Annotated in this window: 17 protein-coding genes; 8 read left to right on the top strand and 9 right to left on the bottom strand. The window is 46.2% G+C overall.

What is annotated here, in order from left to right; genetic code table 11:
* The first annotated feature begins 211 nt into the window (after positions 1 to 211).
* The 5 genes from ACXAH6_RS01115 (at position 212) to ACXAH6_RS01095 (ending at position 5,324) form a co-directional block, all read left to right on the top strand.
* Positions 212 to 880, top strand: a complete 669-nt coding sequence (locus tag ACXAH6_RS01115; RefSeq protein ID WP_474874781.1) for a YceH family protein — start codon at positions 212 to 214, stop codon at positions 878 to 880.
* A 68-nt stretch (positions 881 to 948) separates the two neighbouring features.
* Entirely contained in the window at positions 949 to 1,587 is a 639-nt protein-coding gene (locus ACXAH6_RS01110) for an energy transducer TonB (protein ID WP_474874780.1), read from the top strand.
* Positions 1,588 to 1,629: 42 nt separating this feature from the next.
* Positions 1,630 to 2,205 (top strand): RNA polymerase sigma factor, encoded by a 576-nt coding sequence (locus ACXAH6_RS01105; protein ID WP_474874779.1) that lies wholly within the window; start codon positions 1,630 to 1,632, stop codon positions 2,203 to 2,205.
* Entirely contained in the window at positions 2,198 to 2,797 is a 600-nt protein-coding gene (locus tag ACXAH6_RS01100) for a hypothetical protein (RefSeq protein ID WP_474874778.1), read from the top strand. The genes ACXAH6_RS01105 and ACXAH6_RS01100 overlap by 8 nt, the downstream gene beginning before the upstream one ends.
* 73 nt (positions 2,798 to 2,870) lie before the next feature.
* Positions 2,871 to 5,324 carry a glycoside hydrolase family 2 TIM barrel-domain containing protein gene (locus tag ACXAH6_RS01095; protein WP_474874777.1) on the top strand — a complete coding sequence of 818 codons (2,454 nt, stop codon included), beginning with the start codon at positions 2,871 to 2,873 and terminating at the stop codon, positions 5,322 to 5,324.
* A gap of 26 nt (positions 5,325 to 5,350) precedes the next feature.
* On the opposite strand, the gene ACXAH6_RS01090 is transcribed toward ACXAH6_RS01095, so the two are convergent.
* The 5 genes from ACXAH6_RS01090 to ACXAH6_RS01070 form a co-directional block, all read right to left on the bottom strand.
* Complete coding sequence (locus tag ACXAH6_RS01090; RefSeq protein WP_474874776.1) at positions 5,351 to 6,373, bottom strand: LacI family DNA-binding transcriptional regulator; 1,023 nt, start codon at positions 6,371 to 6,373, stop codon at positions 5,351 to 5,353.
* A 16-nt stretch (positions 6,374 to 6,389) separates the two neighbouring features.
* A complete protein-coding gene (locus ACXAH6_RS01085; RefSeq protein ID WP_474874775.1) occupies positions 6,390 to 7,682 on the bottom strand; it encodes an MFS transporter in 1,293 nt (430 codons plus the stop codon).
* Positions 7,683 to 7,799: 117 nt separating this feature from the next.
* Positions 7,800 to 8,150 (bottom strand): DUF2750 domain-containing protein, encoded by a 351-nt coding sequence (locus ACXAH6_RS01080; protein ID WP_474874774.1) that lies wholly within the window; start codon positions 8,148 to 8,150, stop codon positions 7,800 to 7,802.
* A 76-nt stretch (positions 8,151 to 8,226) separates the two neighbouring features.
* On the bottom strand, positions 8,227 to 9,075 hold the full coding sequence (locus tag ACXAH6_RS01075) for a LysR family transcriptional regulator (RefSeq protein ID WP_474874773.1): 849 nt from the start codon (positions 9,073 to 9,075) through the stop codon (positions 8,227 to 8,229).
* A 129-nt stretch (positions 9,076 to 9,204) separates the two neighbouring features.
* Positions 9,205 to 9,378, bottom strand: a complete 174-nt coding sequence (locus ACXAH6_RS01070) for a hypothetical protein (protein ID WP_474874772.1) — start codon at positions 9,376 to 9,378, stop codon at positions 9,205 to 9,207.
* Between the two features lie 334 nt (positions 9,379 to 9,712).
* Between ACXAH6_RS01070 and ACXAH6_RS01065 the strand changes: the two genes are divergently transcribed.
* Positions 9,713 to 10,069 carry a MaoP family protein gene (locus tag ACXAH6_RS01065; RefSeq protein ID WP_474874771.1) on the top strand — a complete coding sequence of 119 codons (357 nt, stop codon included), beginning with the start codon at positions 9,713 to 9,715 and terminating at the stop codon, positions 10,067 to 10,069.
* A gap of 99 nt (positions 10,070 to 10,168) precedes the next feature.
* Here ACXAH6_RS01065 and ACXAH6_RS01060 read toward each other — a convergent pair whose 3' ends face one another.
* Positions 10,169 to 10,465 carry an ArsR/SmtB family transcription factor gene (locus ACXAH6_RS01060; protein ID WP_474874770.1) on the bottom strand — a complete coding sequence of 99 codons (297 nt, stop codon included), beginning with the start codon at positions 10,463 to 10,465 and terminating at the stop codon, positions 10,169 to 10,171.
* Positions 10,466 to 10,684: 219 nt separating this feature from the next.
* Here ACXAH6_RS01060 and ACXAH6_RS01055 point away from each other — a divergent pair, with 219 nt between their 5' ends.
* Positions 10,685 to 11,587 (top strand): LysR family transcriptional regulator, encoded by a 903-nt coding sequence (locus ACXAH6_RS01055; RefSeq protein WP_474874769.1) that lies wholly within the window; start codon positions 10,685 to 10,687, stop codon positions 11,585 to 11,587.
* Between the two features lie 2 nt (positions 11,588 to 11,589).
* On the opposite strand, the gene yfbR is transcribed toward ACXAH6_RS01055, so the two are convergent.
* The 3 genes from yfbR to ACXAH6_RS01040 form a co-directional block, all read right to left on the bottom strand.
* Positions 11,590 to 12,234, bottom strand: coding sequence for a 5'-deoxynucleotidase (gene yfbR, locus ACXAH6_RS01050; RefSeq protein WP_474874768.1), 645 nt, complete (start codon positions 12,232 to 12,234; stop codon positions 11,590 to 11,592).
* Between the two features lie 106 nt (positions 12,235 to 12,340).
* The gene (locus ACXAH6_RS01045) at positions 12,341 to 13,609 is read right to left on the bottom strand and encodes a diguanylate cyclase (protein WP_474874767.1); all 1,269 of its coding nucleotides are present in this window, start codon (positions 13,607 to 13,609) and stop codon (positions 12,341 to 12,343) included.
* A 178-nt stretch (positions 13,610 to 13,787) separates the two neighbouring features.
* A complete protein-coding gene (locus ACXAH6_RS01040) occupies positions 13,788 to 14,750 on the bottom strand; it encodes a LysR family transcriptional regulator (protein WP_474874766.1) in 963 nt (320 codons plus the stop codon).
* 126 nt (positions 14,751 to 14,876) lie between these two features.
* Here ACXAH6_RS01040 and ACXAH6_RS01035 point away from each other — a divergent pair, with 126 nt between their 5' ends.
* Complete coding sequence (locus ACXAH6_RS01035; RefSeq protein ID WP_474874765.1) at positions 14,877 to 15,935, top strand: SDR family oxidoreductase; 1,059 nt, start codon at positions 14,877 to 14,879, stop codon at positions 15,933 to 15,935.
* Positions 15,936 to 16,124: the final 189 nt, after the last annotated feature.

Genomic DNA, 16,124 nt, shown 5'->3' with positions numbered 1-16,124 from the left:
TTACTGATAAATTCTTACTATCGACAGTTTGATATTACACGCTTTTTCTCTAGACTCCTAATAAGGCATTGTTGAGTTAGCAACGTTGAACCCACGTATAATAATAAGCCTCGCTAACCCACTTTATTAGGTACAAGACCAACCTGCAGAGTGTTGTTTTTCTGCGTAAAACCATGATCAACCTCACTCTCTAAGTCGAACAAGGACTGCCATGAGAACTACATTGAATGAGCTTGAATGCCGCGTTATCGGTGTTTTGCTTGAAAAATCGATGACGACACCGGAACAATACCCCTTGAGCTTAAATGCGCTTACTAATGGGTGTAACCAAAAAAGCAATCGCGTACCCGTGATGTCACTTACCGAAGCCCAAGTCAGCGATATTCTCGACACTCTACAAAGCAAACGGTTAGTGCAAGTCATGACCGGGTTTGGTAGCCGAGTCGATAAGTACGCACATCGCTTTTGCAATACTGAGTTTAGCGATATAAAACTTACCGACGAGCACACGGCACTGATTACCGAATTAATGCTTAGAGGGCCGCAAACCCCCGGCGAGTTACGCGGCCGAAGCCAACGTATGGCAACGCTTAAAGACGTATCGGAAGTTGAGTCTGCACTAGCAAGCCTACAAGCTTACCAACCTTACCCATTAGTTCGTCGGCTTGAACGTGAACCGGGAAAACGGGAAGCGAGATACCAACATTGCTTTAGTGACACCGATGGCGAGCACAACCAAGCAGCCCCTGAAGCCCCGGCCGTGGATGCTCCCCACATTGACAATAACGACAGAATTACCGCGTTAGAAAATGAGGTAAAAACGCTAAAAAGTTTAGTGGCGACCTTATTGAATCGGGTCGATGCGCTAACAGATAAATAAAACACATCTTTTTTCACCCTGTTTGGCTTTCTCCATCGTTAATCTAATAACTAACAAGGAGAAAGCCCATGCAATTCGTTTCTTACCAACCCATTGCTATTGATTACAAGCGTTTAGTTGGCAGCATCACACTAGGCGCAACGGCTGCATTTGCTCTGTTCATTGTGATGGCCAAGCTCATTGAAAACGATCAAATTGTTCAGCACGTTGCACCACTCACACCCATAGGTCCAGTTATCCTGGATATTGAAGAACCCGACGTGATCAAGAAACAACCGTTACCGCCCAAACAGGAAGTTATCAAGGCTCCCGAAACGCCTAAAATGGAACCGCAAACGCCAGACATCGACGACGGGCTTATTAGTTTAAACAACATCGGGAACCAGATTGGGCCAATAGATATCGGCAAAAATATATCATTGGGCAACACCGACCAAAGTGCGCGGCCGGTGGTACAAATTGAACCCAATTACCCTGTTGATGCGGCCCGAGATGGCATTGAAGGCTGGGTAGAGCTGAGTTTTACTATTGCGCCTAACGGCACGACACAAGATATTACGGTGATGAATGCGGAACCGGCACGTATATTTAACCGAGCGGCACGACGGGCATTGTCCAAATGGCGCTATCAACCCAAATTGGTTGACGGTCGCGCTGTGAGCCAACCCGGAATGCGTGTACTATTGAGCTTCACGCTAGCACAATAATTCTAAGCGTGAACCCGCGCATAACAGGGAGTAGCGACATTTATGAGTATGGTTTTATCTATGCGAGCATGGTTAGGTAAGCCACAGACCAACGAAGACCTGATGTTGCAATACGCAGCATCAGGCGAAAACAAGTGGCTGAGCCGCCTATACGACCAAACCAGTCAGAATCTGTACCACTATTTACTCGTACTCAGCGACCCTGACACTGCCGCTGATGTAGTGCAAAAAACCTTTGTTAAAGTGATCGAAAAGCGCCATTTATTCACTTCAACAGGGCGTTTCGACGCTTGGCTATTTACCATGGCGCGTCGTACGCTAATCGATGAATTTAGACGCTCATCAAAATACCAACTGAGTGATCAAAGAGATCTCGATTCGTGGGTTCCCGCCCATAATGACAGTGATTTAGTTGACAAAACCAAAATAGCAGACGCATTTGTAAACGCCATGCAAGCCCTTCCTTTTTTACAGCGAGAGGCCTTCTCACTGCAACAGGAAGGCTTTGGCCTACAAGAAATTGCACAGTTGTGTGATACCCCAGTAGAAACCATTAAAACCCGATTGCGCTACGCCAAAACCAAGTTAAAAGAAAGTTTGGAGTCTCACCATGCATGATTCAGATGAGTCACTTAACAAGGCCTATAACGCTCATAAAAAAGCAAACCCGGCCCCCCATAGCATCAAGACTGCCATTCTGTCGTCGAATACAAGACGCAACCAAAAATCGGCAAAAACGCGCTCTTGGTACGATTGGGCAACAGCTTATGCCGCCACATTCGCCATCGCATTACTGGTCGGAGTGCTCGGGTTTCATCATTGGTCCCAACACATTTGGCAACCCTCAACCTCGTTAGAAGTAACCACTGTGATGCACGGCTATACAGACAATGACGCTTTGGCAGACTCAACAGAAAGCGATTTACGCGCCAAACAAGCGCTAGGGTGGCAAGCCTATCAGCAACAACAGTTGGCGAGTACGATCATTCATAACAATATGGCGACATTAGTAAAAGCGGACAACGACTGGGTGCTTCAAGATTGTCATCAAAACTTGATAAAAATATCGCCTCAATTGATCACCAAACTGTTAAACCAACACCGACTACCCGCACAAGCTAAACCTGGTGACGCCCTTCAAATCGCTTTTAACCAAGCGGGCTTCATTGTTGAAATTGCTGCCGCGGGCGTACCGTTACAATGCGGATAAATTAAGGTGGTAAACGTTTACCCTAAACGTTACACTCACGGTGATTTTTGTTAAATTGCTGTGAGTGGACTTTATGTACCTAAAATTAAACGCGTGGCTAGTCGCCCTAGTCACTTTGTTACTTGCCACCTCCAAATGTTACGCCAGTCCACCTGTTCAACAACAGCCAGATTTTAACCTAAACTGGCATTTCACTTTACAAGACAACCCGCATTTTGCGCAGGCTAAGTGGCCAGATGCCAAGTGGGAGACTGTGACACTTCCCCATGACTGGTCGATAAAATCGCGCTTAATAGAAAAACAGGGAAAAACGACCCGCGTTGGCCCTTTTTTCCCCGATGCCATTAACCAATACGACACTGGGTATACTCAAGGGGGAATTGGCTGGTATCGCAAAACGCTCAAACTCGGTGAGATTAATCGCAGAGCAGTATTATATTTTGATGGCGTGTATATGAATGCACAGGTTTTCGTTAACGGTGAGAAGCTCATTACGCATCATTATGGGTATACACCATTTTCTGTTGATATCACTGATAGATTGCACGCTAATAGCGATAATGTGATCGCTGTGCGCGTTAACAATGAAGACAAAAACAGTCGCTGGTATTCAGGCTCTGGCATATACCGACAAGCCGCTTTATATTGGCTTCCGGCAGATCATTTGGGTGTGTACAAGCCACATATTTCCAGCGAAATCACCCAACAAAATCACCACCAGTATGCCAATGTCAATGTAGTCAGTGAACTTGCATTTCACTCCGAAAATGGCACCAGTACACTAACACAACAGATTCTTGATCACAGCGGTAAAGTTGTTGCCGAAGCAGCGCCTGTCAACATTACTCGGGCCACACCAAGTATCACCACACATTTTAAAATTGCCTCACCTCGTTTGTGGTCGACAAAAACTCCGTATTTGTATCAATTGCGTCAAACCATCGAAAATGCCAATGGCGAGCAACAAGTGAAAATCACGCCTGTGGGTATCCGTACCCTGGCCTTCTCGTCGTCGAAAGGCTTTTTGCTGAACGGCGAGAGCGTGTTGCTCAGAGGCATGAATATTCACCACGACAATTATCAGATTGGCGCAGAAGCCTACCCTGCGGCAGAATACAGAAAGCTGTCGATTATCAAACAGCAAGGCTATAACGCGATACGGCTGTCTCACAACCCGCCATCAACCGCCTTACTGAATGCCGCTGATCAGCTTGGTATATTGGTTATTAACGAAGCTTTTGACGCGTGGAACGAGCATAAGTGGCAAAACGTGAATGATTACGCGAGATACTTTGCCGACAATTGGCAACAAGACCTCACCGCCATGATCAAGCGAGACCAATACCATCCAAGCATCATTATGTGGAGTATGGGCAACGAAATACCAGAGCAATTCAAACCTCTTGGCGCAGACACTGCTCGTCAACTTGTGCAATTTGCGAAAACTCTCGATACCACCCGGCCAATTACAGTAGGAGCAAATATCTCTGGCGAAAGTGGCGACGCGTACCTCAATGAATTCGATGTGGTGGGTTACAATTATCAAGAGCACAATTACCTCAATGACCATGAGCGTTTCCCGCAACGTATTATGTATGGCTCTGAAACCTACGCCAACAAAGCCGCTGAATACTGGCAATTTGTTGAGCAATATCCCTTTATCATTGGCGATTTCGTGTGGACGGGTTGGGATTATATCGGCGAAGCGTCGATTGGTTGGACGGGCTACGCCCCCGAATGGGCAGGATTAGCTCCTTATCCTTGGCACCTTGCCTACTGCGGTGAAATTGACGTACTAGGGCAACCAAGAGCGGCAGCCAACTATCGTAAAGTGTTATGGCAAACTGAACAAAACGGATTATATGTTTACGTAAAAAGCCCCGCACCATCATTGTTGCCCCAGCAAGATCCCGATTGGTATTTAATGTGGGTACAGCGTGATTTACACCCCAGTTGGACCTGGCCGAATGAAGAAAACACGCCAATGACGGTTGAAGTTTATTCTCGCGCACCGCAGGTAACGCTGCGCTTAAACGGTCAATCCATTGCTACCCAAACACAACAACAAGCGACTGACTTCATCTTCAGTTTTACCGTGCCCTATGTGCCAGGTGAATTAACGGTTGAAAGCGCCAATGACCAAGGCGAAGTCCTCAATCGAAAACAACTTGTGACAAGCACAAAACCACGTGCTACCACATTAACGAGCAACAAATTAGTTCTCGACAACAACGGCCAAGACCTTGCTTATGTGAATATTGCTTTGGTCGATGTGGAAGGTAACCCTGTGTATTGGTGGGGCGACGATAAAAACTTGTCGTTAAGTATCTCTGGAGCGGCAGATATCTACGCAGTGGGTAATGGCGAACCCGATAGTACTAGCCCGTTCGACGTTACGACCCGACGTACTTTTCGAGGGCAAGCCCAAGTCATTCTGCGTTCTATTGCTGGTCAAAGTGGCGAAATTACCTTAACCGTGAGTGGAGAAGGGCTAACCCCCTCTTCGATTACACTCGAAGCGCGCTAAAAACAGCTAGCGCGCTTCACTGTCGTTTAATCACTCAGAGGCTCGGACGGCGCAGTGGCGACCGAGTCTCGTGCAACTAGTTCAGGAATAAACAAATGTGTCTGACTAGATGTTTTGTTATTGGGATCGGTTAACTTAATAGCCAGATCAGCGGCATACGCTGCCATTTCTTCAATAGGATAATGCATTGTCGTTAATCGAGGGCGACACGCTTTAGCCGCCGACAAATCGTCAAATCCAATCACTGATACCTGCTCAGGCACTTTAATGCCTGCATCAAGTAGCGCATGCATCGCGCCAATCGCCATTAGGTCGTTATACGCCACAATTGCGGTAAAGGCCTTCCCTGTCGCCAATAATTCTCTTGCTGCTTGCTCACCACCATCGATGTTGGCACCGGCTTCGGCAATAAGTGATTCATCCAACGTCAAGTCTGCTTTCTCCAAGCTGTCTTTTACACCTTGCACTCGCATATTGGGGTCGCGGTTTTGGTAAATACTGGTAACAACAGCTATGCGTTTATGACCATGGGCAAGTAAATAGTCAGTGGCACGCTGTGCACCCGTCACATTGTCTAACCACACACAGCGGTTAGCAATGGCCGGAATATAGCGGTTTATCAATACCAAGCCGGGAATTTCATTGGCTAATGCCACTAGCGTATCTTCATCAGAATATTCACTGTGCAAGATCAATGCTTGGCAATTGTGGGTGCGTAAAGAGTCAATGGCGTCCATTTCTGACTCAGTTTCGTACAAGGAGTTACTCATTAACAGTTTGTACCCCCTTTCACGCGCCGTATTTTCAACACCACTGGCTAAAGTGCCAAAAAACGACATAGAGAGCTTGGGTGTTACTACGCCTATTGAATGATTCACACGACTAACCAACGCTTGCGCATTAGTGTTTGGCCGATAACCGAGCTCTTTAATCACCTTTTTAACTCGAGCACGGCAAGCATCACCCACTTGCCCACCATTGCGAATAACGCGAGATACGGTGGCAGTAGACACACCCGCAACACGTGCAACATCTTTAATTGTGACCATATTTATTATTCTTTCCCTATTGCGCTTGGCTACAATGATTCTTGTATACCGCTCGACGATAATAACGCAAACATAACAGAGATAGCACGCCTACCAGTACAGTGCCGCCAGACAGTATCAAGCGCATCATCAATATTGTTGTCGTAGTTTGAGCAGCCCCGCGTTGTGCGTCAAACTGGATCGCATTCAACAATGCGCCACTGCCCACTAGCGCTACGATACCCGCCAATGAAACAGTGGAATGAAAAATTGCAGAAAACATACCGGCTTCCTGCTTCCCTGTGAGAGCCGTGTGCCGGTCACTCAGTTGCGCATTACACATAGGAACAACGGTCGACATTGCAGTCCAGATCGCGCAGCAAAAAAACGCGTCTAGCGCGACCCAATAACCGGCTCCAGGCACAAATAAAAACCACTTAATCACACCGCCAAATAAGGTTAACCACAACACTATCTGCAAGGCGCTCTCTTTGCCATAACGCGTGACCAAACCACTGACTAACGGCACGCTGAGTAGCCCCACCACGGCATAGCTGGTAGACAACACGCCTTTTAATACTGCGCCTTGTGATACATCGCCTTGGCTAACCGCATACACCAACAAATAATAGTCCATGCTGGCAGCCATCACGCTTCCTCCCAGCTGCAATAGGCAAAGTACCATTAACCACCCCACGCCAGGGTGCGTGAGTAAATGCAAACAGGTACGTAGCCGAGTTGGAGTGGGTGGCGTCTTCACCGTCACTTGTTCTCGGCAAATGAACACTGGCAACAAGCCCATCAAGCCTATTGCCACGATAGCAATCATCCACCCAGTAACTTTAATACCAGCGGCAATTCCGCCAAATATTGCCAAGCCCGCAAGAGGAAAACTCCACTGATACAGTACCGACGCAACTTTAATAAAATAGGTGTTGATCACCATAATGCTTTGGCGTTCATGCTCACAGTGGCTCAGTTCGTAACTCAAACTTGTCATTGGCACATTAGCCACGGTAACGCAGAGAAAGAACACCAAATAAAGCCCGCTAAAATAAGCCAGTTGTGATTGAGTTTGCCAGTTAACTGGCACCATCCAAAGTAAGCCAAAACTCACCGACGCGGCCATTACCCCTAGTGCGATAAGAGGCCTTCTTCGCCCCCAACGACAGTGCAGGCTATCGCTAAAGTGACCCACAAGAGGAGCAATAAGTGTGGCGACCAAGACCGGAAAAGCCAGCGCGAGCGATAGCAAAAAAGGGTCTACGCCCAATGTCATCTGATAGTAAGGCACCGCCATAACTTGCCCCACTTGCGAAGCAAATAACATTGAAAAGAAACCTGCGCCAAGGGCTAATTTTTGAGAATAAAAAGAGCGGTTAGAAGAAGTTAGATTAGGCATAGTAAGCAAGAAGCCGAATGTCAACGACACTCGGCATGCGCGTATTTATAATTTGGCATCAAACTCATCAGGCATAATCACGTCGCCATCTTCGCCGGGCACTGGCGCGACCATCACCACGAGCATGTCGCCATTCAAGCCCGACGTCCAACGGGTTTTCCACGTTTCAACGCTAATGGCTTTAGGTACGCAATGCGCCCATTCGTCGGTGGCCCACAAGGTGGCTAGTGTTGCACTTGACCACACTGGAACGCCGTCTTCTTCGTCTGTGGTTAACATTACACAGCCGTCGTCGTCGGTGAGAATAAACAACTCACCATTGGCTTTTACGTCGTTAAAAAATTGCTGAGTGCGCTGGTCTAAATTTTTGGCTAAAAACGCGTCTACATCAGTCATGAAAATTCCTCATCGCTTACTTGATTGGGCGATCTGAACATGAAAGAAGACCCAAGTACATCAATTTGTGTCGCAATTACGTGTTTTGTGTTGCCCGACACATTGATGCCATGTGATCAATGATAGACTCTAAGCCCACGCGGCGTATCGACTTCATATAATTAATATAAACCGTTGCGTTTACATTAGGTAAGGTTTCGATAAGTTCAACGTGCTGAATACCCCACATGGCCCAGTTGACCGACTGAGGTAATACCGCATAGCCTCCATCTCGTTGCAACGTAGTCATAGCCAAACGCAGCGAGTTAGTACGCAACTTCGCGTCACGGCACACCGGATAGTGTGCAAGTAACACATCGCGGGCTTTACTGCCCCAATCAATCGCAACAAATTCCAACGCATTCACAGCTTCACTTGTACTGTTAACCCGATACAAGCCCAGCGGCTGTTGGTGATAGCGCAAACTAACAAATTCTTCTGACTTCAAAGGCTCGTGAGAAAATGCAACATCTACTGTGCGTTCGTGTAGCTGCCTAGACAGTTGATCAAGCGACATAATCTCTGCTTTTACTGACCATTCAGGGAATTGTGCATGCAAATCGTGTAACACATCAGGCACCGAAAATTCACTGATCAGCTGTGTCGAACCGCATACCACATACTCCGCACTTTGCACCTGCAATGCGTTTTTTGCTTGCTTTAAAGTAGCACACAGAGATTCAGCATAAGGCAAGAGCTTTTCGCCTGCCGGCGTCAACTGAATACTGTTTCGGTGACGAATAAACAACGTTGTATGAAAATACTCTTCCAATTGTTTAATCCGCGCACTAACAGCAGATTGCGTGAGATAAAGATTTTCGGCGGCTTTGCCAAAATGTCGAGTTTTGACAACTTCAATAAAGGTGGTAAGAAAACGCGTGTCCATGGCGGGAATAACATAAAAAACCGATACCGCCTACGCTGTCACAAGATGTAAAGGAAGTAAATAAAAAATATAGATTATCTCGGCGTATCCTGCAGATACGCCGTTTTTATTCACTACAAACCGAGACGACTAATATTCGTCGAAATGAGTTCGGCGTTGCTTTTCGCGCCGTTGCATGTCTCGCTTTTGTTGGGTTTTTGCTTCATGATGACGACGCTGACTGCCTTTCTTAGCAGAATCTTCGTAATCAACATCATCTACCGAGTCCCATTCATCTCGCTGGTAACGATAGTCTTTACTCATTGCCTTCTCTTACTGTTCGTGGAAAAAATGTCACAGATTTATTATTAATCTTCGGGCAAAAATGGAAAGTGAATCATTTTTATCGTGACGATAAAAATGCTTTAAATTTAGTCATTGAAACTTCATATATACTTCTGCATCGAATAGCGGCAATCCTCTTGAAGCCCCCATAGATAGTACTCACTGCGGCGCTATCACCGGTGCGCTCATTCTTTCAGTCAATTTGAACAGTTTTTTTTATTGTGAAGAAAAAAAATTTTTGTTTTTCATTTCCCCATTTTTCCCTTAAAAGTGCACCCAATTAAGACCGTTAATTTTTTATGGGGTACACACCATGAAAGCGCCAGATATTCGTTTACCAGCAAAACAGTTTATTGATCGTCAACATTTCCCGTATGGTTTTCGTAAGTCTGGAGACTTCAGTATTTCTGAAGCTGACTTACTCACTAAATTCGGTAAAACACTATTGAGTTTAGAAGCCAGTGAAATCGCGCCTGAAACCGAGGATGAAAAACACTTCGTGGCGATGATTCAAGGTCAAGTGCCTCCTACGAGCAACCTTGAAAAAACATGGGCAAAATACGTGAGATTGGCACGAGGCAAGCGTCATTTTTACACGTTGCACAGTTCAGCGAGCAACCAGTCTGACTTTGACGAAGATTACTCAGACGAAGAATTTGATGTCGCGTAACGAAAAAAGCGTCAGTTAAGACTGTTTTTTCATTGCGCAAACAAAAAAGCTGACGCAGAAACGTCAGCTTTACTTTGTTCTAAACGGTCGAACCGACAGCTATTTCTCGCAGAAAAAGCCATACAGTAACCCCATAGTTTGTTTGATACGCTCATCAGCCAGCTTATAATAGATGGTCTGCCCTTCCCGGCGCGTGGTTACCATATCTGCTTCTCGCAACAACGCTAGATGCTGCGATAGAACAGGTTGAGTTACCGGCACTAGCGCCAGCAATTCAGTAACAGACAATTCCTTGTCAATCAGTGAGCACATCACCATGAGTCTCGTTTTGTTCGCTAGTTGCTTTAAATAACGCTCTGCATCTTGTGCATGCGCTAACATCTCATCAGCATTCATTGTTGTTATCTACTATCTGACTCGGGCTTAACATTTAAAGAAAATGCTATCGATTGCGCAAGCGTTTTGATACCACGCGCACAAAGTGTGCGACCAATGTCTGATAAAGGATAGTCAATCCATGAATATTCTCATCTTTCAATCACCAATATTCTATTAAGACTGATAGATAGTGGTATATTATGTAACGTACATTCGATAATACCAAACTGGTGATATATGAAAGCCACTCTCGAACAATGGAGAATGTTTAAAGCTGTGGTCGACGCAGGCGGCTTTAATCAAGCAGCAAATGTCGTGCATAAAAGCCAATCCAGTGTCCATCACGCGGTGCAAAAATTAGAAGCATCATTAGGTGTGGCGCTGTTCGAAAATACGGGTCGCAAAGTTACTCTAACCGAAGTGGGTGAACTTATGCTTCGCCGCGCAACGTTTCTGTTAGACGAAGCAGAAAAAGTAGAGCTGGTCGCACGCTCATTGAGCGGGGGCGTAGAGAGCTTTCTCAATATCGCGGTGGATATTATTTTCCCACCTGAATTGCTTTACAACGTGTTGAACAAAGTGTCGCAAGAGTACCCCATGTTGCGAATTGAAATCATGGAAACCGTGCTCAATGGTGCCAACACGCTACTGAAAAAGGGCGATGTTGATTTGGCAATATCACCCTTTCCAATTGAAAATGGCTTTAGTGAAGACCTCTGCGGTATTGAATTTGTTGCCGTAGCACACCCTTCTCACCCTCTGCATCAGCTCGACAGAGAGTTGAATTTAGAAGATTTAAAGTCACACCGGCAAATCGTTGTACGCGACTCGGCCAGCGATCGCAAAGCAGAGTCTGGGTGGTTAGGCGCGGAACAACGCTGGACCGTAAGCCATGTTCGTACTTCGGTAGACATTATCAGTAAAGGGCTAGGTTTCGCGTGGTTGCCCGTAGCGATTATTCGTTCACAACTCAACGACGGCATATTGGCCCCGCTGCCATTAAAAGAAGGGGGCGTTCGACGTACACTGATGCATTTGTGCTTTTCAGACGGCGACCGCTTGGGGCCAGCGGCGCGCGCGTTTATTGGCGAGCTGCGATACCAGTCGATGAATATGCCGACGGCTTGTGGCTTAGTGTGAGCTTATTTAGTTAAATGGGTATCGTTAGCGTGCTTAACCCAGTCGAGGTCACGTGTTTGCTCGTCTAACGTCCCCTTTGCGTCTTCCAGAAAAATCTTGCAAAAATAATCGACACAAGGATACATCTGTCGATACTTTTTCAATTGCATCTCCATTTCTTCCATTGCATTGGAAAACTCAGAGTTAGATTTAGACAGCTCATAATCACATTTGAGATACGCACATAACACATCGCTGGCTTTTGCCAAACGCACGTGAATATCGTCTTTGTCTTGCTCAATAAGAGGCTGATAACGCGCCTGAAGCGGCTCAGGTAAGGTCTTTAGCAACATGGCCTCAAACCGACGCTCAAGCTTTTTAATCGCTTGGGTGGTTTCTGGGTCATGATATTTAACAGGGCTAGGAATATCACTCATGCCAGCAATTTCACTTCCTTCGTGAAATATCGCTAACGTGGCAACCTTGTCTGGGTTCACTTCTTCACCGTACACATCGGCTGCAATCGCCCCTAACATATGCGCAACGACAGCCGCCTCATATATATGGGTCGAGAGCATTTCTTCCTGAAATTGTGCCATGAGGGGCCAACGCTTAACATTGCGAGCTCGTTGCATTAAACCGATAAATGCCGAGTGATTATTTGCCATAAGTGATAACAAGCCTGTAGAAATCTGAACGTGACAATGAGTGTAACACGACTACTAGCTCAATTGTGCGGCTTTCACAGTGTGGCTTTCGTAGCCCATATCTTGCTTAGGGTTGACGTTTATCCCCGTACATTTGGCTGTCTGCGTGTTCTATCCATTGGTCTGGGTTTTCTAGCGTTGGCTCCCATTGGCACATACCAATCGAATACGCCACCGAGAAGGATTTACCAGGACTCACCGAGACCTCAATCGGCGTTGACCGCAAACGTTGACAAAACTGCTCTGCTTCAGAAAAGTCGGTGTTATATAGCATGAGCAAAAACTCATCGCCGCCATAACGCCCTAAACTGTCTGAGTCGCGAATTTGCCCAGAAATGGCGTCACAGAACGCTTTTAACGCCCTATCACCAACACTGTGACCATAGGTATCGTTAACCGATTTAAAATCGTCTAAGTCGAGAAACAGTAACACCGCCTTGCCTTCCTGACGCTTTAGGCGAGACAGCTCTCTTTGTACAATATGCTCGATTTCTCTGCGGTTATACACACCGGTTAAATCGTCGGTACGAGACAAGCGTTCAAGCCGCATATTGGCCTCAAGCAATGCTGAATTCATCCCTTTGTCTTTAGTAATGTCATCAGCACAACCCACAATAAACACACTGTCGCCATTTACATCTCGAACAACAATACCTTTTTCCCGAATGTAACGCAGTTCACCGTCATCACGCATCACGCGATATTCATGTTGCCAATCTTCTTCTATCAGCCCGCCATAATGCGCCAAAATGCGCTGTCGATCAGCCGCGTGAATATGATGAATAAAGCTCATGGGGTTTTGATACAGCTCCATCACTGGTCGCCCCCAAATTTCCGCATAGCCGCCATTCACGTATCGCATACTTTTGAGATTAGGCTCAGCAACCCAAACTAACATCCGGTCTGAAAGAGAGAGGATAATCTGACGGAATAGCTCTTCAGACTCGTGAAGTCGTGTTTCAATGCGCTTTCGATCGTCGATGTCTTCTATAACAGATATGAAAAAATCAGGCTCTCCACGCTCTGTTCTCACAAGAGATACGGTTAACCTCGCCCACACCCAATGCCCATCGCGATGAATATACGGCTTCTCAATGGTATAAATATCTTCCTCTCCGGCTAATAGCGCATTAACGTGCACTTCATCGCTCGCTAGGTGCTCACCGGGTGTTAACTGCTGAAAACTTAATTTGAGAATTTGAGACTTCGAGTAACCGAGAAAATCGCAGAATGCGCTGTTTACATTAAGAAAGCGGCCATCTGCCGCTACGTGTGCTAGGCCAACAGCACAGTGTTCAAATGTCGCTTCATATACCGTTAAATCGGAACGGTTCACCGGCCATACCTCAACCAAAATAGTCTCTCCCATCATCCCTGGAAAAATAAAAGCAAATGCCTATATATACTTTAGTCGATATTTTGAGTATTGAATAATCATACGCGACAAATGCTGTGTTTCTATGGCTAAATACGTATAAAAGCCCATAACAATAAGTGGGCATGCCACGAAGGCATTAGGTTTTATTGATTACTCGCTGCTCTTTCCAGCGATCCCAACTCGGTGTTGGTGTAAGTGTGTCAAACAAATACTTAATGAAAGTACTCACTTTGAGCACCCCAAGATGTCGTTGTGGGGTTAACACATAAAGATTCCGGTAACCATGTGTCACTTCTGCGCGCCAAGATTCCAACAACGGCAAAAGGGCTCCCTCTGCTAGTTCTGAAGCAATCAGCCATGTCGGAAATAACACAACACCCTGACCTAAAAGCGCCGCTTTAACCAAGCTTTCCGGGTCGTTGCTGTAGAGGTTTCCCGTCACTTCTAATGACCTAGGCTCTCGCTGCTCAGCCCCTTGAAAATACCAACGTTGCCTACCTAACTCCCCCCTGTAAATTAAGCAGTTGTGGTGCGTAAGATCGTTCGGTGTTAACGGGGCTTGGTGTGCAGCTAAATAACTCGGTGCAGCTGCCACAACGTAATTCATTTGCGCAAGGCGTCTGCCAACCAGAGACGAGTCGGTTAACTCGCCCACGCGAAAGGTCACATCATGGCCTTCCCTCACGGGATCAATGACTTGGTCGCTAAGTGTTAACTCTGCTCTAATAGCAGAATAACGCCGTTGGAATTCATTAAGTAGTGGAATGATTTGTCGTCGTCCGAACGCAGTCGGAGCATTGATCCGCAACACACCACTGGGTTCTGGATTAGGGTATGCAAGCGCTTCTGTAGCAAGGTCTAACCGTTCCAAAATCTCGCGCACTTCTTCATAGTAACGCCATCCAGCCTCGGTCAGGGCTACAGCACGGGTATGACGGTAAAGCAGAGACTGGCCAACCGATTCCTCCAATGCACTAATTTGACGAGAAATAGAAGATACCGCCCGGTGGAAATGTCGAGCGGCGGCAGTAAAACTCCCTGTGGCCGCTACTCGCTCAAAAACTCTCAGGGCGTTTAAATCTATCGTATTGAAATCCATGAAGTTGCATCTCACGCAATAAACATTTGCAATAACTGCTATTGTAGCAACTTTGAGTGGTATTTACCCTGTCTCCTCAATTCCGGTATCTCAGTCCGGGCTAAGTTCATCTAGAGGAGGTGAGTAATGAGAAAAGGCAATGCACTGATAGTAGGAGCGACAGGTATAACCGGTGGTAATCTTGCTACCAACTTAGTGGCTAAAGGTTGGAGCGTATATGGGCTATCTCGCAGTGGTTCATCACAATACGGTGTTGTCCCTGTCGCAGCAGATTTACTAAATCTAGCCGCCACACAACGAGCGCTTGAAACACTATCAATTACGCATGTTTTCTATTGCACATGGGTTAAAAGAGATAATGAAAAAGCGAACATTGAGGCGAACAATACAATGATGCGCAACCTGTTTACTGCGCTCGATTGTGACAAGCTCAAACACGTATCGCTGGTAACAGGCACAAAACAATATCTTGGGTCTTTTGAAGCTTATGGTAGTGGCCAAACAGAAACGCCGTTTCGCGAATCAGAGCCGCGAGTGCCTGGTGATAATTTCTACTACGTCTTAGAAGATATTCTTTTTGAAAACGCCAAACAGTTTGGCTTTTCGTGGAATGTACATCGACCACACACGGTTATTGGCTATGCGAGAGGCAACGCCATGAATATGGGTACAACACTTGCGGTTTACGCCTCTATTTGTAAGTCGACCGGGCAACCATTTGTTTTTCCCGGTTCACAAACTCAATGGAATGCGCTGACAGACATGACAGATGCAACCTTACTAGCCAGACAAATGGAATGGGCTGCAACAATGCCAGGTGCAGCGAATCAAGCGTTTAATACTGTGAATGGCGATACGTTTCGTTGGCGTAGAATGTGGCGAGAAATAGGCGACTATTTTGGTGTTGATGTAGCTGACTGCCCAGAGACGCCAAAGCCGCTGGAACAACAGATGGCAGGTTGCGAACCCGTATGGCGCGATATCGCCAAACAGCATGATCTCGTTGAGCCAGAGGTAAATAATTTAGCGTCGTGGTGGCACACCGATGCTGACCTTGGGCGAGAAGTAGAATGCGTCAATGACCTCACTAAATCGAGGCAGTTTGGCTTTACTGACTTTAGCGAAACACGGTCGGCTTTTTTTGACTTATTCAACCGCTTGCGTATTGAAAAGATCATTCCTTAATACAACCACAACCTGTAAGGCGGCACGTGATTTTATTGCAGTGCCGCTTTTTTCAGTTATCAACTAATTACAATATCTTAAAACTTATTTTGCTCGCAGACGCGTCTTGCGAACTCCACTTCCATCTTTTCAGTTGTTCTTATTAGTTTTATATCTGCATGTGAACTACCCAATATTCATCACCAGCCA

Source organism: Alteromonas sp. ABE4_545 (assembly GCF_056161325.1).
The sequence above is the reverse complement of the archived record's forward strand: the minus strand, read 5'-3'. Positions and strand labels throughout refer to the sequence as shown.

Coding starts and splice junctions, on each gene's coding strand:
- ACXAH6_RS01110 (WP_474874780.1), top strand. CDS start 949: ATGCAATTCGTTTCTTACCAACCCATTGCTATTGATTACAAGCGTTTA.
- yfbR (WP_474874768.1), bottom strand. CDS start 12,234: ATGGCAAATAATCACTCGGCATTTATCGGTTTAATGCAACGAGCTCGC.
- ACXAH6_RS01055 (WP_474874769.1), top strand. CDS start 10,685: ATGAAAGCCACTCTCGAACAATGGAGAATGTTTAAAGCTGTGGTCGAC.
- ACXAH6_RS01095 (WP_474874777.1), top strand. CDS start 2,871: ATGTACCTAAAATTAAACGCGTGGCTAGTCGCCCTAGTCACTTTGTTA.
- ACXAH6_RS01060 (WP_474874770.1), bottom strand. CDS start 10,465: ATGAATGCTGATGAGATGTTAGCGCATGCACAAGATGCAGAGCGTTAT.
- ACXAH6_RS01075 (WP_474874773.1), bottom strand. CDS start 9,075: ATGGACACGCGTTTTCTTACCACCTTTATTGAAGTTGTCAAAACTCGA.
- ACXAH6_RS01115 (WP_474874781.1), top strand. CDS start 212: ATGAGAACTACATTGAATGAGCTTGAATGCCGCGTTATCGGTGTTTTG.
- ACXAH6_RS01100 (WP_474874778.1), top strand. CDS start 2,198: ATGCATGATTCAGATGAGTCACTTAACAAGGCCTATAACGCTCATAAA.
- ACXAH6_RS01035 (WP_474874765.1), top strand. CDS start 14,877: ATGAGAAAAGGCAATGCACTGATAGTAGGAGCGACAGGTATAACCGGT.
- ACXAH6_RS01085 (WP_474874775.1), bottom strand. CDS start 7,682: ATGTTATTTGCTTCGCAAGTGGGGCAAGTTATGGCGGTGCCTTACTAT.
- ACXAH6_RS01105 (WP_474874779.1), top strand. CDS start 1,630: ATGAGTATGGTTTTATCTATGCGAGCATGGTTAGGTAAGCCACAGACC.
- ACXAH6_RS01040 (WP_474874766.1), bottom strand. CDS start 14,750: ATGGATTTCAATACGATAGATTTAAACGCCCTGAGAGTTTTTGAGCGA.
- ACXAH6_RS01090 (WP_474874776.1), bottom strand. CDS start 6,373: ATGGTCACAATTAAAGATGTTGCACGTGTTGCGGGTGTGTCTACTGCC.
- ACXAH6_RS01070 (WP_474874772.1), bottom strand. CDS start 9,378: ATGAGTAAAGACTATCGTTACCAGCGAGATGAATGGGACTCGGTAGAT.
- ACXAH6_RS01080 (WP_474874774.1), bottom strand. CDS start 8,150: ATGACTGATGTAGACGCGTTTTTAGCCAAAAATTTAGACCAGCGCACT.
- ACXAH6_RS01065 (WP_474874771.1), top strand. CDS start 9,713: ATGAAAGCGCCAGATATTCGTTTACCAGCAAAACAGTTTATTGATCGT.